Below are 23,918 nucleotides of genomic sequence, written 5' to 3'. Positions count from 1 at the left end.
GTCAGCAGCGGCGCGCTTTAACTCAGATGATGAATGCGGAAACAGCTCGATATTTTTGTTTGAAATTTATTTTACCTGCAGTTCTTTCATTATGATTTGTGCCTGCTACGCTTATTTTTATTCTTCCGGAGAAAAACTTCTGAGAATTTCAAGAAAATATTAAAATAAGTTATTTTTTCGCAGGCGTCTGTGCCATTGTCCGGGGTCAATATCTATCGCCTCTCTCACTACAGCAAGGAGCGTTAAACATGAGCATGTTCTGTTACCAGTGTCAGGAAGCGGCCAAAGGAACCGGCTGTAACATCGCCGGCATGTGTGGCAAAAAAGAGGAAACCGCCAACCTGCAAGACTTGCTGGTCTTCACTTTGCGAGGTCTGGCTGTCGTGGCAGAAGAGGCCAAGGCGAAGGGGACGTTGGACAACAGTATTGGTCTGTTTATTACCCAGTCGCTGTTTGCGACCATCACCAACGCCAACTTCGACAATGATCGCTTTATCGCCCTGATTAAAGAGTCGATCGCCAAGCGTGATGCGCTCAAAGCCGAACTCGGTTTCAGCGGTGACGAAGATGCTGTCAACTGGAACGGTTCCGAAGCTGAGTTCGCGGCAAAAGCAGCGACAGTCGGGGTCCTCTCCCAGCCGAACGAAGATGTGCGCTCACTGCGGGAGCTTCTAATTTACGGCCTCAAAGGGATGGCTGCCTATGCTGATCACGCCGCCATGCTTGGCCAGCAAAAATCAGAGGTTTTTGATTTTATGATTTCCGCCCTGGTTTCGACTACCCAGGACCTGTCTGTCGACGAAATGGTCGCCCAGGTCATGAAGTGCGGTGAAGTCGCTGTGACCACCATGGCCATGCTCGACGCAGCCAATACCGGCGCTTACGGCGACCCGGAGATTACCGAGGTCAATATTGGGGTCAGCAACAAGCCGGGCATTCTGATTTCTGGCCATGATCTCAAGGACATGGAAGAGCTGCTCAAGCAGACCGAAGGAACCGGGGTCGACGTCTATACCCACAGCGAAATGCTGCCGGCCAACTACTATCCAGCGTTTAAAAAATATGATCACTTTATCGGCAACTACGGCAACGCCTGGTGGTTGCAGGATAAGGAATTCAGCTCCTTCAACGGTCCGATCCTGATGACCACCAACTGTATCACGCCACTAAAGGATGCCTACAAAGATCGTTTCTTTACCACCGGTCTGGCTGGCTGGCCTGGCAGCCCACACATTCCTGACCGGGTCGAAGGTGGAACAAAAGACTTTTCGGCTGTGATCGAAAAAGCCAAGACCTGTGCTCCGCCGGTCGAAATTGAGACTGGGACGATTGTCGGTGGTTTCGCCCATGCTCAAGTTATGGCTCTGGCTGACAAGGTGGTGGATGCGGTTAAAACCGGCGCCATCAAACGGTTCGTCGTTATGGCCGGCTGCGATGGTCGCCACAAGACGCGCGATTACTTCACCGAAGTGGCCAAAGAGCTGCCGCAGGACTCAGTCATCCTCACCGCCGGATGTGCCAAATTCCGCTATAACAAGCTGGACCTCGGCGATATCGGTGGTATCCCGCGCGTGCTTGATGCTGGCCAGTGCAACGATTCCTACTCCCTGGCGTTCATTGCCCTGCAGTTGAAAGAAGTCTTTGGTCTCGATGATATCAACGACCTGCCGATCTCTTACGATATTGCCTGGTACGAGCAAAAGGCTGTCGTCGTGCTGTTGGCGCTGCTGTCCCTTGGCGTTAAACATATCCGCCTCGGACCAACCCTGCCGGCATTCCTCTCACCGAACGTCGCCAAGGTTCTGGTAGAGAACTTCGACATCAAGCCGACTGGCGAAGTACAAGCCGATGTTGCTGCGATCATGGCCGGCAATTAACAGCGATTCCAACAGTAACGGTTCAATAACAAGGGGCGAAAGGTCATTTGATCTTTCGCCCCTTTGTCGTGTTCTAGGATAGCCAGGGCACAACAACACCTCCTTGCGACCATTGACATCGCATGAACGGAAAGTGAATTTGTGCAAGGTCAATCGCAGGCAAACTTATCCCGTCAGCCAAAGATATCCCACGGACTGAAAAACATCGTTAACTCCTGATAAAATAAAGATAAGCTGATTTGTGGTGTGCACGCCAAGGGGGTACAGGTGTTGCGATGGTTGTCGCCCGGCAACAGACCGATCAGACCGCTGCCGAACTGTTTGAAGTATTGCGGCAACTGAGTGAAGAGCTGCATTCGGGGCAGAAACTGGCAGGGTCCGTGGGACTCGACAGTTCTCTTGACCGCGACCTGGGGTTTGACAGCCTCGCTCGAATGGAGTTGATGCGCCGTATTGAGATCCGTTTCGACGTCAGTCTGGCCGAGCAGGTATTTACCAATGCCGAAACCGTCCGCGATCTGCTGCGCGCGGTGCTGCATGCCGATGCTGGCCGTAAACTTGGTGCTCCGGAACAGCTGAAATCCCTGATCGCAGGGGAAACCGAAGCGGTCCCCGATCGAGCCCGAACCCTGCCGGAAGTGCTCGACTGGCAACTGCAGCACCAGCCGGACCGTCCCCACATCCATTTCTATGCCGATCAGGAACAAGCCGAGGTGCTCAGCTACCGCCAGCTGCATCAGGGTGCGGTGAAGGTTGCAGCGGGACTGCAGCAGCTCGATCTTCCTCTAGGAGCACCGGTGGCGATTATGCTGCCGAGTGAGGCGGACTATTTCTTTGCCTTCTGGGGGGTGTTATTGGCCGGCGGCGTGCCGGTGCCGATTTACCCTCCGACCCGCAAGGCGCAAATGCAGGATCATCTGAAGCGTCAGCTGGTGATCCTCAACAACTGCGCGGCGACTTACCTGATCACTATGCCTGAGGCGCTGCTGTTCGGACGGTTGCTCAAGACCAACCTGCCGCAACTGCGATCGCTATTGACCGTGGCAGAACTGTCTGCCTGCGTACCGAGCGACTATGTTACGGTGCGACGGCAGAAAAACGATATCGCCCTTTTGCAGTACACCTCCGGTTCGACAGGCAATCCCAAGGGGGTGATCCTGACCCATGCCAACCTGCTGGCCAACATCCGCGCCATGGGGCGGGTGGTCGAGGTCGACGACACCGATGTGGTGGTCAGCTGGCTGCCGCTCTATCACGACATGGGGCTGATCGGCGGCTGGCTCTCCAGCATCTACTTTGCCACCCAGCTGGTGCTGCTGTCGCCACTCGATTTTCTCAGCCGGCCGGTGCGCTGGCTGCACGCCATCCATCGTTATCGCGGCACTCTGTCGCCGGCACCCAATTTCGCCTACGAAATTTGCCTATCACGTTTAACCGATGCTGAGCTGGAAGGGCTGGATTTATCCTCCTGGCGCGGTGCCTTTAACGGTGCCGAAGCGGTCAGTGCTAAAAGCATCGAACAGTTCTGTGAACGTTTTGGCCGTTATGGCTTTCGCCGCGAGGCGATGATGCCGGTTTACGGGCTGGCCGAAGATTCGGTCGGGCTGGCGTTTCCTCCCGTCGGCCGTGGGCCGCTGATCGATTCCATCGACCGGGAAACCTTTATCAACAGCGGCAAGGCGGTGGCGGTTTTTGCTGGGAACGAAAACTGCCTGCGTTTTGTTGCCTGCGGGCAACCGCTGCCGAATCATGAAACCCGTGTAGTCGATCGTGCCGGTCACGAAATACCGGAGCGGTGCGAAGGACGGGTGCAGTTTCGCGGTCCCTCGGCCTGCAGCGGTTATTACCGCAACCCAGAAGCGACCGCCAAGCTGTTCGACGATGATTGGCTCAATACAGGGGACCTGGGCTACATCAGTGCCGGTGATATCTACATCACTGGCCGCAGCAAGGACCTGATTATTATTGCCGGGCGCAACATTTATCCGCAGGAGCTGGAAGAGGCCATCGCTGAACTGGAAGGTATCCGCAAGGGGAACGTCGCGGTGTTTGGCAGTATCGATCAAAAAAGCGGCACCGAACAGCTGGTGGTGCTGGCGGAAACACGTCAAACCGAACCGCAACAACTTGACCACCTGCGGGCGCAGATTAATGAACTGGCGGTGCAACTGCTCGGCAATCCGCCTCACGACCTGCTGCTAGCACCACCACAGACCATTCCCAAGACCTCCAGCGGCAAGATCCGCCGTGCCGCAGCTTGTGAACTCTATGAGCAAGGGCTGCTCGGCAAACCGACCACCCCCTGGCGGCAGTACCTGAGTCTGGCCCGAATCGGTTTGACCGGTCAGCTGCGGCGCGGATGGCATGCCGGCGGTGCGCTTGCTTTTGCCTGCTTCAGCTGGGGACTTTTCTCCCTGCTGGTCCCACCTGTTTACCTGGCTATGTTGCTGCTACCGACAATCGGTTGGCGTTGGGCATTTATCCGTCGGACGTTGCGCTTGCTGGCCCGGATGACGGCTACCCCGCTGCATGTGCAGGGGCAGGAACATCTGCCGGACGGACCCTGCGTACTGGTTGCCAATCACGCCAGTTACCTGGATAGCTATGCGCTGGTTGCCGCACTACCCGGTCGGTTCGGATTTGTCGCCAAACGGGAACTGGCCAGCAACGCGTTGTTGCGGTTCCCGCTTCAGCGGATCGGCACCGAATTCGTCGAACGGTTCGATAAACAAAAAGGGATTGAGGATGCTCGTTACCTTGGACAAAGAGCGGCGGAAGGCTGTTCGCTGCTATTCTTCCCAGAAGGGACCTTCACTCGCATGCCAGGACTGCGAGCTTTTCACATGGGGGCCTTTATTACCGCTGTCGAAGCCGATCTGGCGCTGGTACCGATCGCTATCCGTGGTACCCGTTCCATGCTGCGTGGCAGCGATAAATTCCTCCATCGCGGTGCCATCAGTATCCAGATTGGCCCAGCCCTCTGCAGTACCGACCTGCCTGAAACGACCAGCGAAGCCAGTGCCTGGACGCGTGCTCTACGGCTGCGCGACGATTGCCGTGATTATATCCTACGCCATTGCGGCGAACCAGATCTGGGACAGGAATAATTGCGGTAAAGACCTGCGCTAAAACTTGCAGGCTTCCTTAGAAGTTGTATTTCAAACCGACCGCTAAGGCATTGGACCCCCCGGCATCGGCGAACAGCCCGTAGGCATTGGAGCGATGATGGATACGGGTGAACAACTCCAGCTCCGGGCGCTCAGAGAGCGGTGCAACCGCCAGTTCCAGCATCCAATAAAGCAGAAAGTGTTCAGTATCATTGTCATTATCGATTTCTATCGGTGGCTTCTGCGTGGCATAGGAGGGTCCCAAGCCGAAGGCAGCGCTGGTTTCCAGCCATTTGTCCCACCAGAACGGCTCCCAGCGCAGCACTCCCAGCGCGTTAAACTCCCAGTGATCCTGTTGACTGAAGTGCTTGACCAGCTGCCCCTCGACCTCGTAGCTGAGCAGCTTCTTGTAGCCACCGATTCTGCGTGCCAGCGTCGCGGCCAGCAGGTAAGAATCCTCAGAATCGACCTCTTGACCACGGAAAAAATCATCCCAGTGGTTACTGGTCATCTGGCCGAGATAGAGGTTAAATGCGCATTCATTTTCCTCGGCGTTCACAGCTGAGATGCTAGTCAACAACAGGATAGCAATGACAAGGATGATCTTCATGTCCAACGCCTCCCTTTGCCAAAAAGTATAGCGTCCAGGCTCTGCTTTGTCCCGATTTTGCGGGGAATTTCTGTCTCATAACCTAACACGCGGTGGAGGGGAAAATCCGTCGCCACGACAATGATCAATTGAGTCGCGGGGAAAGGTAAGCAACCAGATCATCGAGCGTGATCAGCTTTTCGTAATCACTTTCCGGAATTTCAACGCCCAGATCCTCATTGAGCCAGATCAGGAAACTGAGGAAATCATAGGAATCGATATCCAACTCTTCACGAAGGTTCTCATCTGCCGGGATTTCAGAGCAATCCGCCTCGGGAGCAATGAGCGCCAGACCACTAAAGATGTGAGTCTTGATTTCAGTTTCGGTCATAGTTCCTCCGGTTTTTGTAGCGCTCGTCCCAAGGCATCGAGAAACTGGCCACCTTGATGACCATCACTTGCCCGGTGATCAGCGGCCAGGGTGGCGGTTAAAACCGGTCGGACCCCCAGCAAGCCATGTTCAGCCCAAGGTCGTTCGCTGATCTGACCCAGCCCGACCAGGGCCACCTGCGGCGGATAGATGACGCCGTAAACGGTCTGCACGCCGAGGTCACCGAGACTGGTCACGGTGATGCCGGCAGCGGTCATTTCCGACCCACGCAGTTTGCCGGAGCGAGTGCGTTCGATCAAATCACTCAGGTCGGCCATCAGTTGGTCGAGGCTCAATTGATCAACATTATGCAGGGCCGGTGTCAGCAGGCCGCCGCCGCGCAACGCAATCGCCACGCCGATATGCAATGATTCTTGCTGTTGCAGCTGGTCATCGATCCAATAGGCATTCAGTTGCGGGACTTTTTGCAGCGCAACGGCCACCGCCTTTAGCGTCAATACCACTGGCAGCAGACGCTGTTTAATCGGCCGTTCCCGGTTTTTTTCTGCCAACCACTTAAGCGAACGACTCATATCGATATCGGTGGCCAGATAATAATGGGGAATCTCGCGGTTGGCGCGACTCATCGCCGCAGCGATCGCCTGTCGCATACCAGTCCGATAAACAGGACTTGATTTTGTTTCCACGGCCGGGGGCATGGGGCGCTCTTTAACCGCCGGTTCACTTGCTTTTTCAATATCGACCAAACAGATCTCCCCCTGCGGCCCGGAGCCTTTAAGCTGATGGAGATCGATTTTTTTTTCCGTCGCCAATTTACGGGCAGCGGGAGAAACCCGCAGCCGCTCAGCCGCTTCTCCGGAAGGGGGCGAGTCTCTATTTGCAGTGTCGCCACAAATAGTGGCCAGGACCGTGCCGACTGGAACCTTGCCAGGACCGGGGTGAACCAACAACCGCTCAACCAGTCCAGCGGCAAACACCTCAATTTCGAACAGCCCTTTCTCGGTCTCCACCTCGGCGATAATGTCGCCATGCTCGACCCGATCACCCGGAGCAACCCGCCAGGCAACCAGCAGACCGGCGGTCATATCAGCGCCCAGGCTGGGCATTGTGAACTCAGACATGGACCATCCTCCGGGCGGTTTCGACAATCGTCGCGACCTGCGGCAGAGCAGCGTCTTCCAGATGTTTGGCGTAAGGCATCGGCACTTCGGCACTGCAGATCCGCTGCACCGGAGCGTCCAGATGATAGAAGGCCTGCTCCATAATTCTGGCGCTGATTTCGGCCGAAAGACTGCCGCTTCGCCAGCCTTCATCAACAATCAGAGCGCGGTGGGTTTTAGTTACCGAAGCGATAAAGCTCTCGTCATCGAGCGGCCGCAAAACCCGCAGATCAATCACATCGGCTTCGATCCCCTCGGCAGCCAGAAGCCTTTCCGCTTCAAGGCATTTGTGCAGACAGCTACCATAACTGATCAGGCTCAGATGCTTCCCTTCCCGGAGCAGTTTTGCCTTTTCAATATCAACCGTACCAGCATCAGCAGCCACCTCCCCTTCCAGCGGGTAAAGCACCGCCGGTTCAAAGATCAGCACCGGATCGGGATCAAGCAGGGCGCTCCAGAGCATCCCCCGGGCATCCTCCAGAGTGGCCGGGCAGAGCACCTTGATGCCGGGGATATGGGCGTACCAACCTTCCAGGCTGTGGGAATGCTGCGCCGCCAACTGCTTACCGCCGCCGGTCGCCATGCGGATCACCAGCGGCACATTGAACAGACCGCCCGACATGTGCAGGTAGGTGGCGGCGTTGTTCATGATCTGATCGAGCGCCAACAGGCTGAAATTGACCGTCATGATTTCAACGATCGGTCGCATGCCACCGAGGGCGGCACCAATACCCGCACCGGTAAAGGTTGATTCTGAGAGCGGGGTATCGCGAACCCGTTGCTCGCCGAATTCTTCGAGCAGCCCCTTGCTGACAGCAAAACAACCCCCGTAGCGGCCGACATCTTCCCCCATCAAAAACACCCGTTCATCCTTCTGCAGCGCCTCGCGCAAACCTTCACGCAGCGCGTCCCGGTAGGTCAATCTGCGCATTTGTTGTTCCATCAGCAGCCCTCCGCGTCGCTATAGACAAAGCGGGTGAGATCCTCGACTGCTTCCCAGTCGCTCTGTTCGGCAAAATCGACTGCTTCGCTGATTTCTACCGCAATTTCGCTTTCCAGCTTTTCCAGCGCAGTGTCGTCGAACCAGTCCCGCTCCTTGAGTCGCTTGATCAGGGAGAGAATCGGACAGCGTTGTTTCCAGCCTTCGACCTCCTGCTTGGAGCGATAGAGTTCCGGATCGAACATCGAGTGGGGACGAAACCGGTAGGTGCGGCATTCGAGGAAAAAGGGGCCACCGGTTTCCCTGACCACGTCACTCGCTTTGCGGGCAGCCTCGGCAACAGCAACAACATCCATCCCATCTACGGTTGCCGCCGGCACAGCGTAGGCCGCGGCCTTGCTCGACAAATCAATGACCGACTCGGACAGGGTCAATGCGGTTCCCATGGCGTAGAGGTTGTTTTCACAGATAAACAGCACCGGCAACTGCCAGAGCGCCGCCAGATTCATCGACTCATGAAACTCCCCTTCAGCCATCGCTCCCTCGCCAAAGCAGCAGCAGGTGACCTGCGTTTTGTTTTGCAGCCGATCGGCCAAGGCCAAGCCGACAGCGACCGGCAAGCCGCCGCCGACAATAGCGTTGCCGCCGTAAAGCCGGCGTTCAGCATCAAACAGGTGCATGGAACCGCCCCGCCCCCGACAACAACCGTCAAGCTTGCCATACATCTCCGCCATGATGACCGCCATACTCATACCGCGCACCATGGCGTGGCCGTGCTCGCGATAGGTGGCGACGACCGCATCCTCGGCCTTAAGTGCTTCAGCAACACCAACCGCAACCGCCTCTTCACCAATATACAGATGCAGGAACCCCCGGATTTTTGTGGCGCTGTACAGTTCGGCGGACTTTTCCTCAAACCGCCGGATACGCAGCATCTGCCGCAGCAGGTGCAGACTCTGTCCCTGATCGACCAACGGCTGTCCAGGTTTGGGCGTAAACGTTGTCATTTATCCTCCTCCAAGGTTGAGATATCCCCCTCAGGAAGTCCCAACTCCCGCGCTTTAAGCAGGCGTCGCATGATTTTTCCGCTCCGGGTTTTCGGCAGGCTGTCAGTAAAAGCAATCTCTTTCGGCGCGACCGCCGAGCCAAGTTTTTTGCGCGCAAAGCCGAGCAACTCCAAGCGCAGTTTTTCACTCGGTTCAACCCCCGGCTGCAGGGCAACAAAGGCCTTAACCAGCTGACCGATGGTCGGCTCCGGTTTGCCGATCACCCCAACCTCAGCAACTGCCGGGTGTTCCATCAGCGCGCTTTCGACCTCAAAAGGACCGACCATATGCCCGCTGGTTTTTATGATGTCATCGGCCCGGCCGACAAACCAGAAATAGCCATCGGCATCCCGCTGCGCCAGATCTCCACTGAGGTACCAGCCATCAACAAAACACTTTCGGTAACGCTCATCGTCATGCAGGTAGCCACGAAACATCGACGGCCAACCAACCCGCAGTGCCAGTTCTCCTTCACGGTCAGGTTGTGTCTCCTGTTCTATTCTTCCATTGTCAGTCCGATGGACAATGGCTGCTTCGATCCCCGGCAGCGGTCGGCCCATAGAGCCGGGACGGATCTCCAGCGCCGCGTAGTTGGCGATCATGATACCGCCGGTTTCAGTCTGCCACCAGTTATCGTGAATCGGCAGGCCGAGGGCCTGTTCGCCCCAAACTACTGCTTCGGGGTTGAGGGGCTCACCGACGCTGTGCACCAAACGCAAGTGACTTAAATCATATTTCTCGCGCGGTTGCAGGCCGCTACGCATCAACATACGGATCGCGGTCGGCGCGGTGTACCAAACATTCACCCGTTGTTCTGCCAAGGTCCGGCACCAGCGCTCGGCTTCAAAATCGGCCTCGTCAATCAGATTGGTTACCCCGTGGACTAAAGGTGCGATAATGCCGTAAGAGGTTCCGGTCACCCAGCCACAATCGGCAGTGCACCAGTAGATGTCACCGGGATGCAGGTCGAGCACGTACTTACCAGTCAGATAGTGGGTGTACACGGCCTGGTGAACATGGATCGCGCCCTTCGGCTGACCGGTGGTGCCGCTGGTAAAATGGAGGAGCGCCATGTCCTCAGGATCGGTTGGCGGGATAATGAATTCCGCTGAAGCGGCAGCAAGCAGACGAGGCAAGGAAAGGACGCTTGCATCCTGATCCTGATCAGCATCGGCGAGCAAAACGTAGTGCAGTTTTGGCAGAGAAGATCGCAGTGCAGAAACTTTTTTCCGGTAAAGCCGCTCGGTGGTGACCAGCACCCGAGCATCGCCCCGCTCCAGGCGCTGGGCAATCGGCTCCGGCCCGAAGGCTGAAAACAGCGGGCAGAAAACACTGGTGTTTTTCAATGTTCCGAGGGCGGCAAAGTAGAGCTCTGGAATCCGCCCGGAGAGGCTGAAGACCCGTTCCCCTTTGCCAACTCCTAGGCTTTGCAACAGGTTGGCAAACCGATTGCTCTGCTCTTTCAACTCGCCATAGGTGAAATCTTTCACCGACCCCTTTTTGCTCAGCCAGCGCAGCGCTACGCGAGACTGGCCGCTTCCGGCCGCATGACGATCCACCGCTTCATGGGCAATATTTAGTCCTCGGCCATCGGGAAGGCCGTCCAGTTCCTGACGCACTTCAGCCCAGGAAAAATCGGCATAGGTTTGTTGATAATCGATGAGGTTTGGTTGAATAGACCAAGAGGAGGGAGATTTTACGATCGGCTGCCAGCTCATACCGGAAACCTCCACATTCAGCCGGAGCCTTCCAGAGGATTCCATCCGGAAAATCCGGGCGTTAGACAGCAAAATCAACAAGAGTTCATAACGAGAAGTATAGCAATGAAAATCCACGGAACAAGCTTCTGATCGCAAATAAGCAAGCAGTTTCGCTCATTGTCCCAACCGGTAGAGAGCCTTCACCGATAGGCTGCAACCCCTGGCAAGATCACGATAATTTTGTTCGACGGCCTACACGAACAGAGCGGTTATCGTTTTCGCTATCAAATCAAACGACTAGCGGGGCAACTTAACCGCAGCAAGATATTCGCTAGGAGGGTGTCGGACTATACGGGCAGAAACGAAAATTTGGAGGTTTGAGGCCAGATTTTCGCTCATTTGAGAGCGCATAGCCGTAGCTATGGGCTGAAAAGGAGCTGAAATATGGGCCAAACAGCCGAATTTGCAGCCTGCTCATGGATAGTCCGACAGGCTCCTAGTACCAATATTTCTTCGAATAAACGTCGCGGCTTCGTCGTTCCTGTCCTTCATATGGCCCTCTTTTGCTCCGCAATTGATCTCGACCAACGACAACCCAGGACGTTGTACGCTTAAAGAACAATACTTTCTTATTGGCTAACAAAAACTGGAATTTATCTTTATCGACCGTGCGTTCTTCACCAGTTCTCAGCACCACCGGAACATACATAAGCGAAACTCCTTTCTGCCTTGCAGCTCTGGGGGGCGGGTGAAAATGGGTTGCTATATGGCACAATCAAGAGGAAAAGAGCGCTCAAGACAAGTCGCGCGGAAATTCGCCATAATCATCAAAAAACTGATTTTTTTACTGCACACTACTGGTTATTTATCTTTAACCTCCTTGCTCCGATCTTCTCCCAGGAGGTTCATGATACCTTGCTGAGTTTCTTGTGGTAGGCACGGCCAAAAATCACTATTTCGCAAAAGCTTAAATTCCTCGTAAAAATCATTTTGGGAATGATCACAGTGTCGTTCCTGATCCATCTTTGAGTCTCCTTACCGAGCAAAAATTCGGAACAGATCATCACGTAAGACAAGAATAAACCGTAACACCAAAAAAGGGTTTTTCAAGGCACTGCTGGCTAAAAATATCACCAAAAAACTAACCTGCCCATCAATGCCAAACGCAGTTAACTCTCTTTAAAATAGCGAAATTCGCTCCACCTACCGTTCCGGAGTTATTCTAAGCACTTTAGCTCCACGAATCTGTCGCTGTTTCAGTTGCTGCAGGGCGAGGTTGGCTGCGGCAAGAGGAAATTCTTCAACTGTCGGGTGTAATGGTATTTCTGCAGCCAAAGTGAGGAACCTCTGGACATCGGCGCGGCAGACATTGGCCACGCTCTGCACGTTTTTTTCCAGCCAGAGATCACGTGGGTAATCGATCTCGGCCAACAGGGCGCGATCGTGGTTTTCCTTTCTGATGGCATTGATCACCAATCGTCCCCCGGCCTCAAGCTGCCGTAGTGCGCTGACCACCGGTTTCCAAACCGGGGTGGTATCGATAATTGCTTGCATTAACTCCGGAGCCAGCTCATCACTGTCACCTGCCCAGGTGGCCCCGAGGTCGCGAGCAAAGAGACGCTCCTTTTCACTGCGGGCAAAAACGAAAACGGGCAGGTGTGGATAGCAATGGCGGACAAGTTTCAACACCAGGTGGGCCGAGGCACCGAAGCCGGTCAGCCCGAGCGGTGCTCATTACGGCTGCACCTGAGCCAGCCGTAATGAGCAATAACCGATGGCACCAGCACAGAGCAGTGGTGCAGCCTCGGCCGCAGTAAAAATTTCGGGAAGGGGGTACACGAAATCAGCCGGGACAACCATGTATTCGGCGTAGCCACCATCGGCGTCGCGGCCAGTTGCACAAAACTCGGGACAAAGATTTTCCCGCCCAGTCCGGCACCAAGGACAAAGACCGCAGGCGGAATAAATCCAGGCAACCCCAACCCAGTCATCAAGTTGCCAGTTTTTCACCCCTGGTCCGAGTTTGTCGATGTAGCCGACCGCTTGGTGACCAGGGATGACAGGAAACCGGGGTGGCGGAGTCCGCCCTTCTATTTCATCGAGTTCCGTGTGGCAGCGCCACAGGTGATAACCCGAATCCGCACTTTTCCTGGACCCGGTTCAGGAATAGGTCCCGGCTATGCGGAGTTAAAAACTCCTTACATTTGAACTTCCCACCGTTAACTCATCTAACTTTTCTCCCAGTTACAGCTGCTGACCTGTAGTGATTCGCTATGAGGACACACGCCAGTCACTGTCGGAAACTCTTACACGAGCGATAACGGCATCTTACTTCAACAATCTATCATGTAATATCAGCAGCTTAAACAATGGCACATTATGTGCTAGGGGATGTTCCTTTAGATCTCGGATTATTCTACGACAATTCTTCGCGATTGAGAGGGAAACATTCTATGTATTGGGCTAATAGCTATAGGACTCAACCAACAGATAACCTGCACCAGCAAGAATATATATAAATTTCCCTACACGCTAAGAGGGGTAGTAACATCCACCCCTTGAAAACAACAAGGATCAATAATAACAGCCACATACATGGAGTAAACCATGCAATTTTTCCAAATAGATACCAAGTTTGCTTGATATTGTATATGTAACCAAGAGAATCACAGGGAGCAAAAATGAGAAAAATATGTCATTTGAGCAAGTACTTTTCTTTGGTAGCTTTACTGGTTGCTGGCATGTTCGTTGGACATGTAAATGCAACAGTGATTGATTTTGAATCAGCTACTATTTCCGAATCTCAATCTCAGGGTGGGTCTGTCGAAGGATTTACGTTAGGTGCTTATGATGAGTTGGACTCTGCAGGAGGGTTCAATAGCACAGAGACGAATAGCTCGATTATTAATACAGCAAATAGCGGTAAAAACTTCATGCTTAATTTTAATAGCCTTACTGCCGAATTCACTAAGGACTTTGGAGAATTTGATCTTACCAGTGTATCTGTTCGTGCCAGTGAGTATCACCCTTTTTCGACTGTGGGATTTCGAGGCTTGGACGGCGTCAATGGTACCCTTCTCTACTCTATGGACGTGGCTATTACAACTTCTTGGCAGAAAGTTCAATTTGTTGGCTGGGACAACATAAGAACGTTCACATGGCACTCCAGTTGCCCAGATAGTTCTAATATTGCAATCGATGATTTTGAGTACGATGGAGCGCCAGTTCCCGAACCGAGCACCGTCATGCTTATGGGTGCAGGACTTGTGGGGTTGGCTGCTTACCGTCGTAAAACAAAGAAATAAACTGACAGATGACGTAATTTATCCAGCCCCGACCCAAGTGGGGCGGGGCTTTATTTTGGTGTCTTACCTCGTAAGTCACCAGACAAGTGAACATAAAAGCCCAGCCGTTTTGCTGACAGGGCGCTTACAAAAGAGTTATCCTAAAATACAATTCCGCTTCTTCAGACATTTTTTAGCGCAACCACAAACATGAAAACCGTCTCAATAATTGTGAATTAATTCCCACTTCTCCATTATGAAACAAAGATATCGGCCCTTTCGCTCTGCTGTGCCGGCGATGATCGGGGCTTTCAATTTTAATGGTCCAAGACTCCTAACATACTTCATGTATGCTGCACTGTCAGTCCACGCCTTGCTTTGTGCATGATCTGAGGCTTTGTAACCACTTCTAAATAAGATCTACTGGCTTTCGATTTCGTTCAGCTTGATACGGGCCTGTACATTATCCGGGTACTCTTTGATTTCCAAAATCAGTTCATCAATGGCTTTATCTTTCATCCCCTTGCGGTAATATTCCATGGCCTGATGATAATGAGCGGAGGTCGTCTCTTTTTCCTTATTTCTAGTTGAAATATATTTATCATGAGCTTCAGTATTGGCAGGATCGATTTTAATGGCCATCTGATAAAAGAAAATGGCATCGTCAATTTCACCCTTGTTGAAATAGGCATCGCCGACTTTCATGGCGTCCGTTGAATCTTCAATGTTCCATCCTTTCATCCGGTCCCGTTCGCGTTGCTGAAGTTCGAAATCAAAATCCTTCATTTTATTCACTTCATCGGCAACGCCGGTTCGATCATGTTTTAAAATGATATTGGTGTCCTCGCCGGCAACCGGGCCGGCAAGCAGGCAAAGTATCAACATACTGATAACCATCGCGATTGTGTTTTTTGTCTTCATTCGTCGCTCCACTATCTTTAATCAATTTCAAAACGTCATCCAGTCCCAGAACCTATTCCCAGTGACCGCCACGCCGGCGGCGTAGTTCGATGTCGATCGATTCAACCCGTCCCCGATCGCTGATAAATGAACTAAGCAGCAGGCTGACGAGGCTGATAATCAGCGATCCGAACATGGCAGAGCCGAATCCGTCCACGACGAGGCCCCCAGTAATGCCCGAAGTCATCAGCAACAACACGGCATTGATCACAAAAGTAAATAAGCCGAGGGTTAATACATTGATCGGCAGGGTCAGAATAAACAGGATCGGTCGGAAAAATGCATTGAGAATCCCCAGCACCAGGGCGGCAATGAGAGCGGACCCGTAACCATCAACATGGATACCCGCAAAGAGATGGGCGGACACCATAATAGCAACAGAAAGAATAAGCCATCGGAGTATAAGTCCTTTCATGTGCAAACCACCCCCTTACTCCACTAAAAAAATGCACTGTTATTCTACCTCATGGGCCGGAGGATACAAGTTGCTTGAGACTAGCAGTATAAGCAACTGGATCGCTACTAGAAGTAGTAGACATTTTCTAGTTTCAAAAGTCGTAAGTTGTGGCAAATCAACAAAACTCGCTAACAGTGCCAAAAGAAATGGCCCTCATTTCTCAATGAAGGCCATTTCTTAATTCAAAACAGTGACGCGGTCCCACTTAACGAGCGGGATACTCACCAGATAGATTTCATATCAACCAGCAGCAGTGCTAAAACCACCATCGACATAATGAATCTCGCCGGTCACACCGGAAGCCAGGTCGGAAACCAGATACAGGGTCGCCTTACCGACGTCATCAGTGGAAACTAGACGCTTCAACGGTGCACGTTCTTCAGCAACCCGCAACTTCTCTTTGAAGTTGGAAATCCCCGAAGCAGCCAGGGTTTTAATTGGACCAGCCGAAACGGCATTGACACGGATGCCTTTTTCGCCCAACTCGGCGGCCAAGTAACGAACTGAAGCTTCCAGAGCAGCCTTGGCGACGCCCATGACATTATACTGCGGAACAGAACGAACCGCGCCGAGATAAGACATGGTGACAATGCTGCCGCCTTCTTTGAGCACCGGCAGCGCACAGCGGGTCATCGAGACCAGCGAGTAAGCACTGATATCAAGCGCCAACTGGAAGCCATCGAGACGGGTCTCGCTGAACGGCTTTTTCAGATCTTCGCGATTGGCAAAAGCGACGGCGTGAACAACAAAATCGATCTCGCCCCACTGCTGCTTGAGAGTGTCAAAAACCGACACCATTCCTTCCTCGTTCTGCACATCGCAAGGGAGGATTATTTTAGCGCCCAGGCTCTCGGCCAACGGACGAACTCTTTTTCCCAGCGCATCATTCAAATAGGTAAAAGCCAGTTCAGCACCTGCGGCATGCAACTGCTGGGCAATTCCCCAAGCGATACTTTTGTCATTGGCCAGGCCAAAAATAATGCCGCGTTTTCCGGTCATCAGTCCCATGATTGTTCTGTCTCCTTGAACATTTGTGTAAAGAATGGTCCTTTTTAACAAAACTCCCCAGGGAAGGCAAGAGAGTTGACAGATTCAAAACATTTGCTACTTTATCTGTGCGCGAAAGTCGCCTTTCATTGAACGACACGCCCAACACAGCCTATCTAATAATTATCTTTTTACTGGAGGAAGCTATGGGGAACATTGAAAACATCGAAAAATACACTGACCAAGCGATTGAACTATTCATGCTCTATGTGCCCAAGCTTGCCTTGGCAATCCTCACCCTGATCATCGGTCTCTGGATCATCCGCGGCTTTGTCAAAGTGGCAGAAAAAGGCCTGACCAAATCGAAAGCCGACCCGACCCTGGTCCCCTTTATCAGCAGCCTGCTCTCCTGGGGATTAAAAGCGCTGTTATTGATCAGCGTCGCCTCGATGATCGGTATTGCTACCACCTCCTTTGTGGCCGTTCTCGGTGCCGCCGGTCTGGCGGTCGGACTGGCATTACAGGGCAGTCTTGGCAACTTTGCCGGGGGAGTGCTGATCCTGATGTTCAAACCCTATATCGTCGGTGACCTGATCGAGGCTCAAGGGCATCTCGGGGTGGTCAAGGAGGTGCAAATTTTCAACACCATCCTGCTGAATCCACAAAACAAACGAGTGATTGTTCCTAATGGTGCCATGTCTAACGGCAGCGTTACCAACTTCTCGGCGGAAGGTCAATTGCGGGTCGATCTGACAATTGGCATCGCCTACGATTCAGATATTACCAAAGCAAAAGGCCTGTTACTGAAAATGATGCAGGAGAATTCCCAGGTTCTGCAGGAGCCGGCACCGATGGTAGCGGTTGCAGAACTCGCAGACAGCTCGGTCAATCTGGCGGTACGCCCATGGTGCTCTGTCGCCGACTACTGGGATGTCTACTTCGGCACCACCGAACAGGCGAAAAAGGTGCTTGAGGAAAACGGCATCAGCATCCCTTTCCCACAACGCGATGTTCATCTCCACCAGCCTTCAGCCTGACCCCGTCTACCGATAGCTATTCAGCGGGGCCGGACATTCTGTTCGGCCCCGGAACCTTTCACTAAAAAATTCGCCAAGCCAAAGACACTGCTGCTGGTTTTATTTTACACTATTCGAACAAACAACCTCAGGAGCGACCGATGAAACAGACTCTTTACGATAAACTCTGGGATAGTCACCTGGTCAGTCAAGATGCCGATGGCACCTGCCTGCTCTATATCGACCGACAATTGCTGCACGAAGTCACATCGCCACAAGCCTTTGAAGGACTGCGGCTGGCCGGCCGCAAGCCTTGGCGCCTCGACACCAATCTGGCGGTTCCCGACCACAATGTACCGACCGAAGATCGCCAGTCCGGGATCGCCGACCCCATTTCGCGGTTGCAGGTGGACACCCTGGAAAATAACTGTCGTGAGTTCGGCATCACCCTGTTTGCCATGAACGACTTGCGCCAGGGGATCGTCCACGTCATCGGTCCGGAGCAGGGTGCGACGCTGCCGGGGATGACGGTCGTCTGTGGCGATTCACACACTGCCACCCACGGTGCTTTCGGCGCTTTGGCCTTCGGCGTCGGCACCTCGGAAGTCGAGCACGTGCTGGCTACGCAATGCCTGATTCAGAAAAAATCAAAATCGATGTTAATCGAGGTCAATGGCGTCCTGCCCGCCGGATTGACGGCCAAAGATATCGTGCTGGCGATCATCGGTCGCATCGGCACCGCCGGCGGCACCGGCTACAGCATCGAATTCGGCGGCAGCACCATTCGCAATCTGTCGATGGAAGGACGGATGACGGTCTGCAACATGACCATCGAGGCGGGCGCCCGTGCCGGACTGATTGCCGCCGACCAGAAAACCATCGACTACGTCAAAGGTCGTCCCTTCGCTCCGCAGGGCGAACAATGGCAACAGGCGGTACTCGCTTGGCAGCAGTTGCACAGTGACGCCGATGCCACTTTTGATCGGGTAATACAAATGGACGCCCGCGACCTGCGCCCGCAGGTATCCTGGGGAACCTCGCCGGAGATGGTGGTCAGCATTGAGGATCGGGTCCCCGACCCAAGCAAAGAAACCGATCCGGTCAAGCGTGAAGGGATGCTCGGCGCACTGAAATACATGGGGCTTACCGCCGGCACGCCGATCACCGACATCTACCCCGACAAAATTTTTATCGGTTCCTGCACCAACGGTCGGATTGAAGACTTACGCGCGGCAGCGACCATCCTGCGTGGCCGCAAACTGGCGAAAAACATCCAACTGGCGATGGTCGTGCCCGGCTCCGGGTTGGTCAAACAACAGGCCGAAAGCGAAGGTCTGGATAAAGTTTTTCTCGACGCAGGCTTTGAATGGCGCGAGCCGGGCTGCTCAATGTGCCTGGCGATGAACGACGATCGGCTCAACCCGCAGGAACGTTGCGCCGCAACCTCGAATCGTAATTTTGAGGGTCGTCAGGGACAGGGCGGGCGCACCCACCTGGTCAGTCCGGCAATGGCGGCGGCAGCGGCCGTCTTCGGCCACTTTATCGATGTCCGCCACCTGGAGGTGCAGTGATGAAAAAGTTCGTACCCTTTAGCGGCCTGGTCGCCCCGCTCGACCGCACCAATATCGACACCGACGCCATCATTCCCAAGCAGTTTCTCAAGTCGATTGAACGGACCGGTTTCGGCCCCTACCTGTTCGACGAGTGGCGCTATCTGGACCACGGCGAACCCGGCATGGATTGCACCAATCGACCGAAAAACTGCGATTTCGTGCTCAACCAGTCGCGCTATCAGGGGGCGGAGATCCTTTTGACCCGCGATAATTTCGGCTGTGGTTCCTCACGCGAGCATGCCCCCTGGGCGCTGCTCGATTTTGGCATCCGCGCGCTGATCGCTCCCAGCTTCGCCGATATTTTCTACAACAACTGTTTCAAAAACGGCATCTTGCCGATTGAGATCAAAAAGGAAGAGGTCGCAAAATTATTTGCCGAAGTGGAACAGCAAAATGGGTTCAGCTTACAGATAGACCTTAAGGAACAAACGCTGACGCTTCCCGATGGCGGTGAAATCAGTTTTGAGATCGACCCCTTCCGCAAACACTGCCTGCTCAACGGACTGGACGATATTGGTCTAACGTTGCAGAAGGTTGCCGAGATCAAAAGCTACGAAGAGCGGCTCAAACAGGAAACCCCCTGGCTGTTCAACTCGTAACAGCACCGCTCGCGGCCGAAGAAACCAACCGCGCATATTTGGCCAGCACCCCCCGCTGGTATTTGGCTTGTGGAGCCTGCCAGTTCTGACGGCGACGTTCGATCTCGGCAGGTTCCAGCAACAGGTTCAGCTCTTCATTATCCAGATCGATTTCGATCCGGTCTCCCTCTTCAATCAGCGCGATCGCTCCACCGACCTGTGCTTCTGGGGCAACGTGACCGATCATAATCCCGTGGGTTCCACCGGAAAAGCGACCGTCGGTAAGCAGCGCAACACTATCGCCAAGACCGGCCCCCATCAACGCCGCCGAGGGAGAAAGCATTTCGCGCATACCGGGCCCACCCTGCGGCCCTTCGAAACGGATAACGACAATATCTCCGGCCAGAATTCGCCCCGCAAGAATCGCCAGCAAGGCATCCTCTTCCCGCTCAAAAACCCGCGCCGGGCCGCACATCGTCTGTAAATCCTTGCCACTTTGTTTCAGCACGCAGCCCTCTGCGGCCAGATTCCCGTGCAGGATACGGATATGGGTTCCGGCCGAAGCGTAGGGGGCTTCTGCCGGATAAACAACATCCTGCCCACTCGGCAATCCGGGCACGTTCGCCAGGTTTTCGGCAATCGTCTTGCCGGTCACGGTCAGACATTCTCCGTGCAGATAACCGGCGTCGAGCAGCAACTTCATCACCATCGGCACACCACCTAGCTCGTGCAGGTCATTCATCAAATATCGACCGAAGGGTTTAAAGTTACCGAGCAGCGGCACCTGTCCGGTGATGGTCGCAATATCGGCCAATGACAAGGCAACGCCCGCTTCTTTGGCCAACGCCAAGAGGTGCAGTATGGCATTGGTCGAGCCACCCAGCGCCCAGGCCACCGTCAACGCATTTTCGAAGGCCTTGCGGGTCATGATGTCACGGGCGCTGCTCCCCTGTTCAAGCAGCGCAACTAAAGCACGGGCACTGCGAGCGGCATCCTCGCACTTATCAGGAGAAATGTTATTATCGCTATCGACCGCCATATTTGATGAAGAACCGGGCAGACTCATGCCCATCGCTTCAATGGCGGCGGCCATCGTGTTGGCGGTGTACATCCCTCCGCAGGACCCGGCACCGGGGCAGGCGTTGCATTCAATGCCGTGCAACTGCTGATCATCAATCTTGCCCGCCGCGTGCGCACCGATCCCTTCGAAAGCACTGACGATATTCAGTTCTTCCCCTTGATGTTTGCCGGGCAGGATGCTACCGCCATAAAGAGTCAAGCCGATCAGGTTGTTACGCGCGATCGGCATCAATGCCGCCGGGATGGTCTTATCGCAACCAGACAGGGTAATAACAGCGTCGACCCGGTAGCCTTCAGTCATCAGTTCGATGGCATCGGCAATCACCTCGCGGCTGACCAGCGAATATTTCATCGCCTCGGTGCCCATGGAGATGCCATCGGAGACCACCGGCGTGCCGAAAATAATCGCCTTACCCCCGGCTTTTTCGATTTCAGCCTGCAGCAGATCGCCAAGCTCACGAATATGATCGTTACAGGGCGTGCCATTGGTGTAGGGCACCGCCAGCGCAATCAGCGGCTTGTCGAAGTCCTCGTCGTAAAACCGCACCGCCCGCAACATGGTCCGTGCGGCGGTTCGTTCGACCCAGGTGTTTTCCTGACGATTGCCGGTGATCTCTTCACTGCGCCGTTTCATAACTGTCTCCATTGACACTTAGCTCTGGTTGGCTAAGCAAAAAAACTGTCCAGCAAGGCTTGGTGAGGGTTCAGGGGCGAAGACATAGATCATTATGTCGAGGTCCTGAACCCTCACCGTAACGTAGCTGGGCGGAGATTTTTGCGACGCCACCGTTACTTTTCAAGGGCCGTTACTCCGGTCCGTGCAATTTCGATGACATGCTCACGGCCAACCTCATCGAGAAAGGAATCGATCCGTCGCGTCGAACCGGCGACCTGTAAAATATGGATATCTTCACTCTTCTGATCGAGTACCTCGAAATTGTAGCGCCCGTGGAACGATTCCAGGTGAGTCGCATCGACCTCCAGCTTGACGACTGCCACTTCGCGCCAGTAGCTGTGGTCGGTATCCAGCTCTTTGACCGATACCACCTCAGTAAACTTTTCCAACTGTTTGATCACCTGCGTAACCTTCGCCTCGTCATCCTCCTGCAGGGTGATGGTCATCCGACTGACGCCATCGATGCGCGAGCTACAGACGGTCAGGGTATCGACGTTGTACATTTTTTTCCGGATCAGCATCGACACCTTGCTGAGCACGCCGGGACGATCGAGCATAAAGGCCAAAATGGCACGCCGCTTCATGATTTTTCTCCATTTTTCCTACTGGTTTCCGGCGTTTCCTGCCCGGGACGTCGAACAATCATATCCTCGAATCCGCCGCCGGCCGGGATCATCGGCAGAATCACCTCGCTCGGATCGCAAATAAATTCGAGCACCATCGCGCCCTGATGCTCGATCGCCTGTTGCAGTGCCGGGGTAACGTCGGCCAAGGTTTCAACCTTGCGATAGGGGATGCCGTAAGCTTGAGCAATCAGGCCAAAATCTGGGCTCTGCATCGGTGTAGCGGCGTAGCGACCATCAAAGAACAGCGTCTGCCACTGACGCACCATCCCGAGATGACCGTTATTGAGGATGAGGATCTTAACGTCGAGCTGCTGCTCCATGATCGTTCCCAGTTCCTGCATGTTCATCTGGAACCCGCCATCACCACTGATCGACCAGACCCGCTCATCGGGCCGCGCCAGCTTGACACCGATGGCCATCGGCAGCGAGGCCCCCATGGTCCCTGCCCCACCAGATGCGAACCAGCTGTTCTCGGTCTGATAATTATAGAAGCGCGCCGCCATCATCTGATGCTGACCAACATCGGGAACAATCAAGTCCTTGCCCTTGGTTAAATCGGAAAGTTGATGGACAATCGATTTCATCAGCAATTTGCCGTCGTCACCGACACCATTCTCGATCTCTTGCCGCAAGTCCCCGGCCATCACCTGGCGGAAGCCATCGATCTTCTCAAACCAGCGTCGCCGCGGCTTATAGGTCAACATCGGATCGCCGGCAAGCACATGCAGGGTGCGATAGACATCGGCGTTGATCGCCACCTGTGTGGCAACATTCTTGTCGATTTCCGACGGGTCTATTTCAACGTGAATCACGTCGGCATTCTGCGCGTATTCGTTGAGTTTGCCGGTGACCCGGTCATCGAAACGCATGCCGAAGGAAATCAGCAGATCAGCTTCACTGATCGCCCGGTTCGCCTCGACGGTGCCGTGCATGCCCATCATTCCCAGATGCAAGGGATGATCGGCGGGGATCGCGGAAAGACCGTGCAAGGTCGAAGCGATTGGGATATTGACCTTTTCGGCAAATTTAAGCAGCGACTTACCGGCGTTGCTGTTGATCACCCCGTGGCCGCAGAACATCACCGGTCGCTCACTGCGATTGATCAGGTCGATGGCTCGTTGCAAGGGCTCACGCTCGGGAGTCGGGTGATAATAAAAGCCGGGCAGATTCGGCCGGTAGCTTTTTGCATCGAATTGATACTCATCTGGCACCAGCTGGTTCTGCACATCTTTGGGGATATCGATGACGATCGGACCGCCGCGACCGGTCGTAGCAACGTAGAAAGCCTCATGAACCGTGCCCTCGACCTCTTCTGCGGCCAGCGGCATGTAGGTCTGCTTGCAGATCGGCATCATCACCCCGACCACGTCGCTTTCCTGAAATGCGTCGGTGGCGATTACGCCAGTCGCCACCTGTCCAGTCACCGCCAGCATCGGCACCGAATCCATGTAAGCGTCGGCGATCCCGGTCGCCAGGTTCATCGCCCCCGGCCCAGAGGTGGTCATGCAGACGCCGATCTGCGGAGTCTCAGTTGAGAGTGACGCACGAGAGATGCCCTGCGACATAAAGGCGGCACCCTGCTCGTGGCGCGACATGACGAAACGAAAATCGCCCAGCTTGTCCATTTCGTCGAAAATCGGCATGATCGCTCCGCCGGTATAACCGAAAATGTATTTGACGCCCTTGTCTTTGAGCGCCCGCAGCAACAGTTTTTTCCCCGTCATAACGACCTCTTTGTCAGTATAAATAAGCTCTCGGAAACAATTGAGGCTCAATCATAACAAAACAGGTAAGAAATATCAGCGGATCTGTCGATTTTATCTGATGTGCC

20 protein-coding genes and 1 pseudogene are annotated in these 23,918 nt (G+C 54.1%); 6 read left to right on the top strand and 15 right to left on the bottom strand.

Features of this window, described 5'->3' with window-relative positions:
• The first annotated feature begins 254 nt into the window (after positions 1 to 254).
• A complete protein-coding gene (gene hcp, locus ACZ5PT_RS11345; RefSeq protein ID WP_464266732.1) occupies positions 255 to 1,877 on the top strand; it encodes a hydroxylamine reductase in 1,623 nt (540 codons plus the stop codon).
• A 275-nt stretch (positions 1,878 to 2,152) separates the two neighbouring features.
• On the top strand, positions 2,153 to 4,984 hold the full coding sequence (locus tag ACZ5PT_RS11340; RefSeq protein ID WP_464263146.1) for an AMP-binding protein: 2,832 nt from the start codon (positions 2,153 to 2,155) through the stop codon (positions 4,982 to 4,984).
• Positions 4,985 to 5,021: 37 nt separating this feature from the next.
• Here ACZ5PT_RS11340 and ACZ5PT_RS11335 read toward each other — a convergent pair whose 3' ends face one another.
• From ACZ5PT_RS11335 to ACZ5PT_RS11295, 9 genes and pseudogenes are all read right to left on the bottom strand, one after another.
• The gene (locus tag ACZ5PT_RS11335; protein WP_464263145.1) at positions 5,022 to 5,594 is read right to left on the bottom strand and encodes a hypothetical protein; all 573 of its coding nucleotides are present in this window, start codon (positions 5,592 to 5,594) and stop codon (positions 5,022 to 5,024) included.
• Positions 5,595 to 5,718: 124 nt separating this feature from the next.
• The gene (locus ACZ5PT_RS11330) at positions 5,719 to 5,964 is read right to left on the bottom strand and encodes an acyl carrier protein (RefSeq protein WP_464263144.1); all 246 of its coding nucleotides are present in this window, start codon (positions 5,962 to 5,964) and stop codon (positions 5,719 to 5,721) included.
• Entirely contained in the window at positions 5,961 to 7,085 is a 1,125-nt protein-coding gene (locus ACZ5PT_RS11325; protein WP_464263143.1) for a dihydrolipoamide acetyltransferase family protein, read from the bottom strand. Before ACZ5PT_RS11325 ends, ACZ5PT_RS11330 begins: the two co-directional genes overlap by 4 nt.
• On the bottom strand, positions 7,078 to 8,067 hold the full coding sequence (locus tag ACZ5PT_RS11320) for an alpha-ketoacid dehydrogenase subunit beta (protein WP_464263142.1): 990 nt from the start codon (positions 8,065 to 8,067) through the stop codon (positions 7,078 to 7,080). The genes ACZ5PT_RS11325 and ACZ5PT_RS11320 overlap by 8 nt, the downstream gene beginning before the upstream one ends.
• On the bottom strand, positions 8,067 to 9,071 hold the full coding sequence (gene pdhA / locus ACZ5PT_RS11315) for a pyruvate dehydrogenase (acetyl-transferring) E1 component subunit alpha (protein ID WP_464263141.1): 1,005 nt from the start codon (positions 9,069 to 9,071) through the stop codon (positions 8,067 to 8,069). Before pdhA ends, ACZ5PT_RS11320 begins: the two co-directional genes overlap by 1 nt.
• Complete coding sequence (acsA, locus tag ACZ5PT_RS11310) at positions 9,068 to 10,828, bottom strand: acetate--CoA ligase (RefSeq protein ID WP_464263140.1); 1,761 nt, start codon at positions 10,826 to 10,828, stop codon at positions 9,068 to 9,070. The genes pdhA and acsA overlap by 4 nt, the downstream gene beginning before the upstream one ends.
• Before the next feature lie 478 nt (positions 10,829 to 11,306).
• A complete protein-coding gene (locus ACZ5PT_RS11305) occupies positions 11,307 to 11,519 on the bottom strand; it encodes a GSU3473 family protein (RefSeq protein ID WP_464263139.1) in 213 nt (70 codons plus the stop codon).
• Between the two features lie 152 nt (positions 11,520 to 11,671).
• A complete protein-coding gene (locus ACZ5PT_RS11300; RefSeq protein ID WP_464263138.1) occupies positions 11,672 to 11,833 on the bottom strand; it encodes a hypothetical protein in 162 nt (53 codons plus the stop codon).
• 180 nt (positions 11,834 to 12,013) lie between these two features.
• A pseudogene (locus tag ACZ5PT_RS11295) lies at positions 12,014 to 12,981 on the bottom strand (zinc-dependent alcohol dehydrogenase family protein); the annotation flags it as partial.
• 510 nt (positions 12,982 to 13,491) lie between these two features.
• Here ACZ5PT_RS11295 and ACZ5PT_RS11290 point away from each other — a divergent pair.
• The gene (locus ACZ5PT_RS11290; protein WP_464263137.1) at positions 13,492 to 14,115 is read left to right on the top strand and encodes a PEP-CTERM sorting domain-containing protein; all 624 of its coding nucleotides are present in this window, start codon (positions 13,492 to 13,494) and stop codon (positions 14,113 to 14,115) included.
• A gap of 399 nt (positions 14,116 to 14,514) precedes the next feature.
• Here the strand turns inward: ACZ5PT_RS11290 and ACZ5PT_RS11285 are convergent, their stop codons facing one another.
• From ACZ5PT_RS11285 to ACZ5PT_RS11275, 3 genes are all read right to left on the bottom strand, one after another.
• Positions 14,515 to 15,015, bottom strand: a complete 501-nt coding sequence (locus tag ACZ5PT_RS11285; protein WP_464263136.1) for a tetratricopeptide repeat protein — start codon at positions 15,013 to 15,015, stop codon at positions 14,515 to 14,517.
• A 52-nt stretch (positions 15,016 to 15,067) separates the two neighbouring features.
• Positions 15,068 to 15,469, bottom strand: a complete 402-nt coding sequence (locus ACZ5PT_RS11280; RefSeq protein ID WP_464263135.1) for a phage holin family protein — start codon at positions 15,467 to 15,469, stop codon at positions 15,068 to 15,070.
• Positions 15,470 to 15,751: 282 nt separating this feature from the next.
• Positions 15,752 to 16,519 carry an enoyl-ACP reductase FabI gene (locus ACZ5PT_RS11275; protein ID WP_464263134.1) on the bottom strand — a complete coding sequence of 256 codons (768 nt, stop codon included), beginning with the start codon at positions 16,517 to 16,519 and terminating at the stop codon, positions 15,752 to 15,754.
• Positions 16,520 to 16,704: 185 nt separating this feature from the next.
• Here ACZ5PT_RS11275 and ACZ5PT_RS11270 point away from each other — a divergent pair, with 185 nt between their 5' ends.
• From ACZ5PT_RS11270 to leuD, 3 genes are all read left to right on the top strand, one after another.
• Entirely contained in the window at positions 16,705 to 17,535 is an 831-nt protein-coding gene (locus ACZ5PT_RS11270; RefSeq protein ID WP_464263133.1) for a mechanosensitive ion channel family protein, read from the top strand.
• Positions 17,536 to 17,675: 140 nt separating this feature from the next.
• Entirely contained in the window at positions 17,676 to 19,085 is a 1,410-nt protein-coding gene (gene leuC / locus ACZ5PT_RS11265) for a 3-isopropylmalate dehydratase large subunit (RefSeq protein ID WP_464263132.1), read from the top strand.
• Entirely contained in the window at positions 19,085 to 19,726 is a 642-nt protein-coding gene (gene leuD / locus ACZ5PT_RS11260; protein ID WP_464263131.1) for a 3-isopropylmalate dehydratase small subunit, read from the top strand. Before leuC ends, leuD begins: the two co-directional genes overlap by 1 nt.
• Here leuD and ilvD read toward each other — a convergent pair.
• From ilvD to ilvB, 3 genes are all read right to left on the bottom strand, one after another.
• Positions 19,716 to 21,419, bottom strand: a complete 1,704-nt coding sequence (gene ilvD, locus ACZ5PT_RS11255) for a dihydroxy-acid dehydratase (protein ID WP_464263130.1) — start codon at positions 21,417 to 21,419, stop codon at positions 19,716 to 19,718. The two genes, leuD and ilvD, sit on opposite strands and share 11 nt — an antisense overlap.
• Before the next feature lie 155 nt (positions 21,420 to 21,574).
• On the bottom strand, positions 21,575 to 22,045 hold the full coding sequence (gene ilvN, locus ACZ5PT_RS11250) for an acetolactate synthase small subunit (RefSeq protein WP_464263129.1): 471 nt from the start codon (positions 22,043 to 22,045) through the stop codon (positions 21,575 to 21,577).
• Complete coding sequence (gene ilvB / locus ACZ5PT_RS11245; protein WP_464263128.1) at positions 22,042 to 23,811, bottom strand: biosynthetic-type acetolactate synthase large subunit; 1,770 nt, start codon at positions 23,809 to 23,811, stop codon at positions 22,042 to 22,044. The genes ilvN and ilvB overlap by 4 nt, the downstream gene beginning before the upstream one ends.
• Positions 23,812 to 23,918: the final 107 nt, after the last annotated feature.

It is taken from the genome of Desulfuromusa ferrireducens, assembly GCF_055389805.1.
This window is presented reverse-complemented; position numbering and strand designations above follow the sequence as displayed.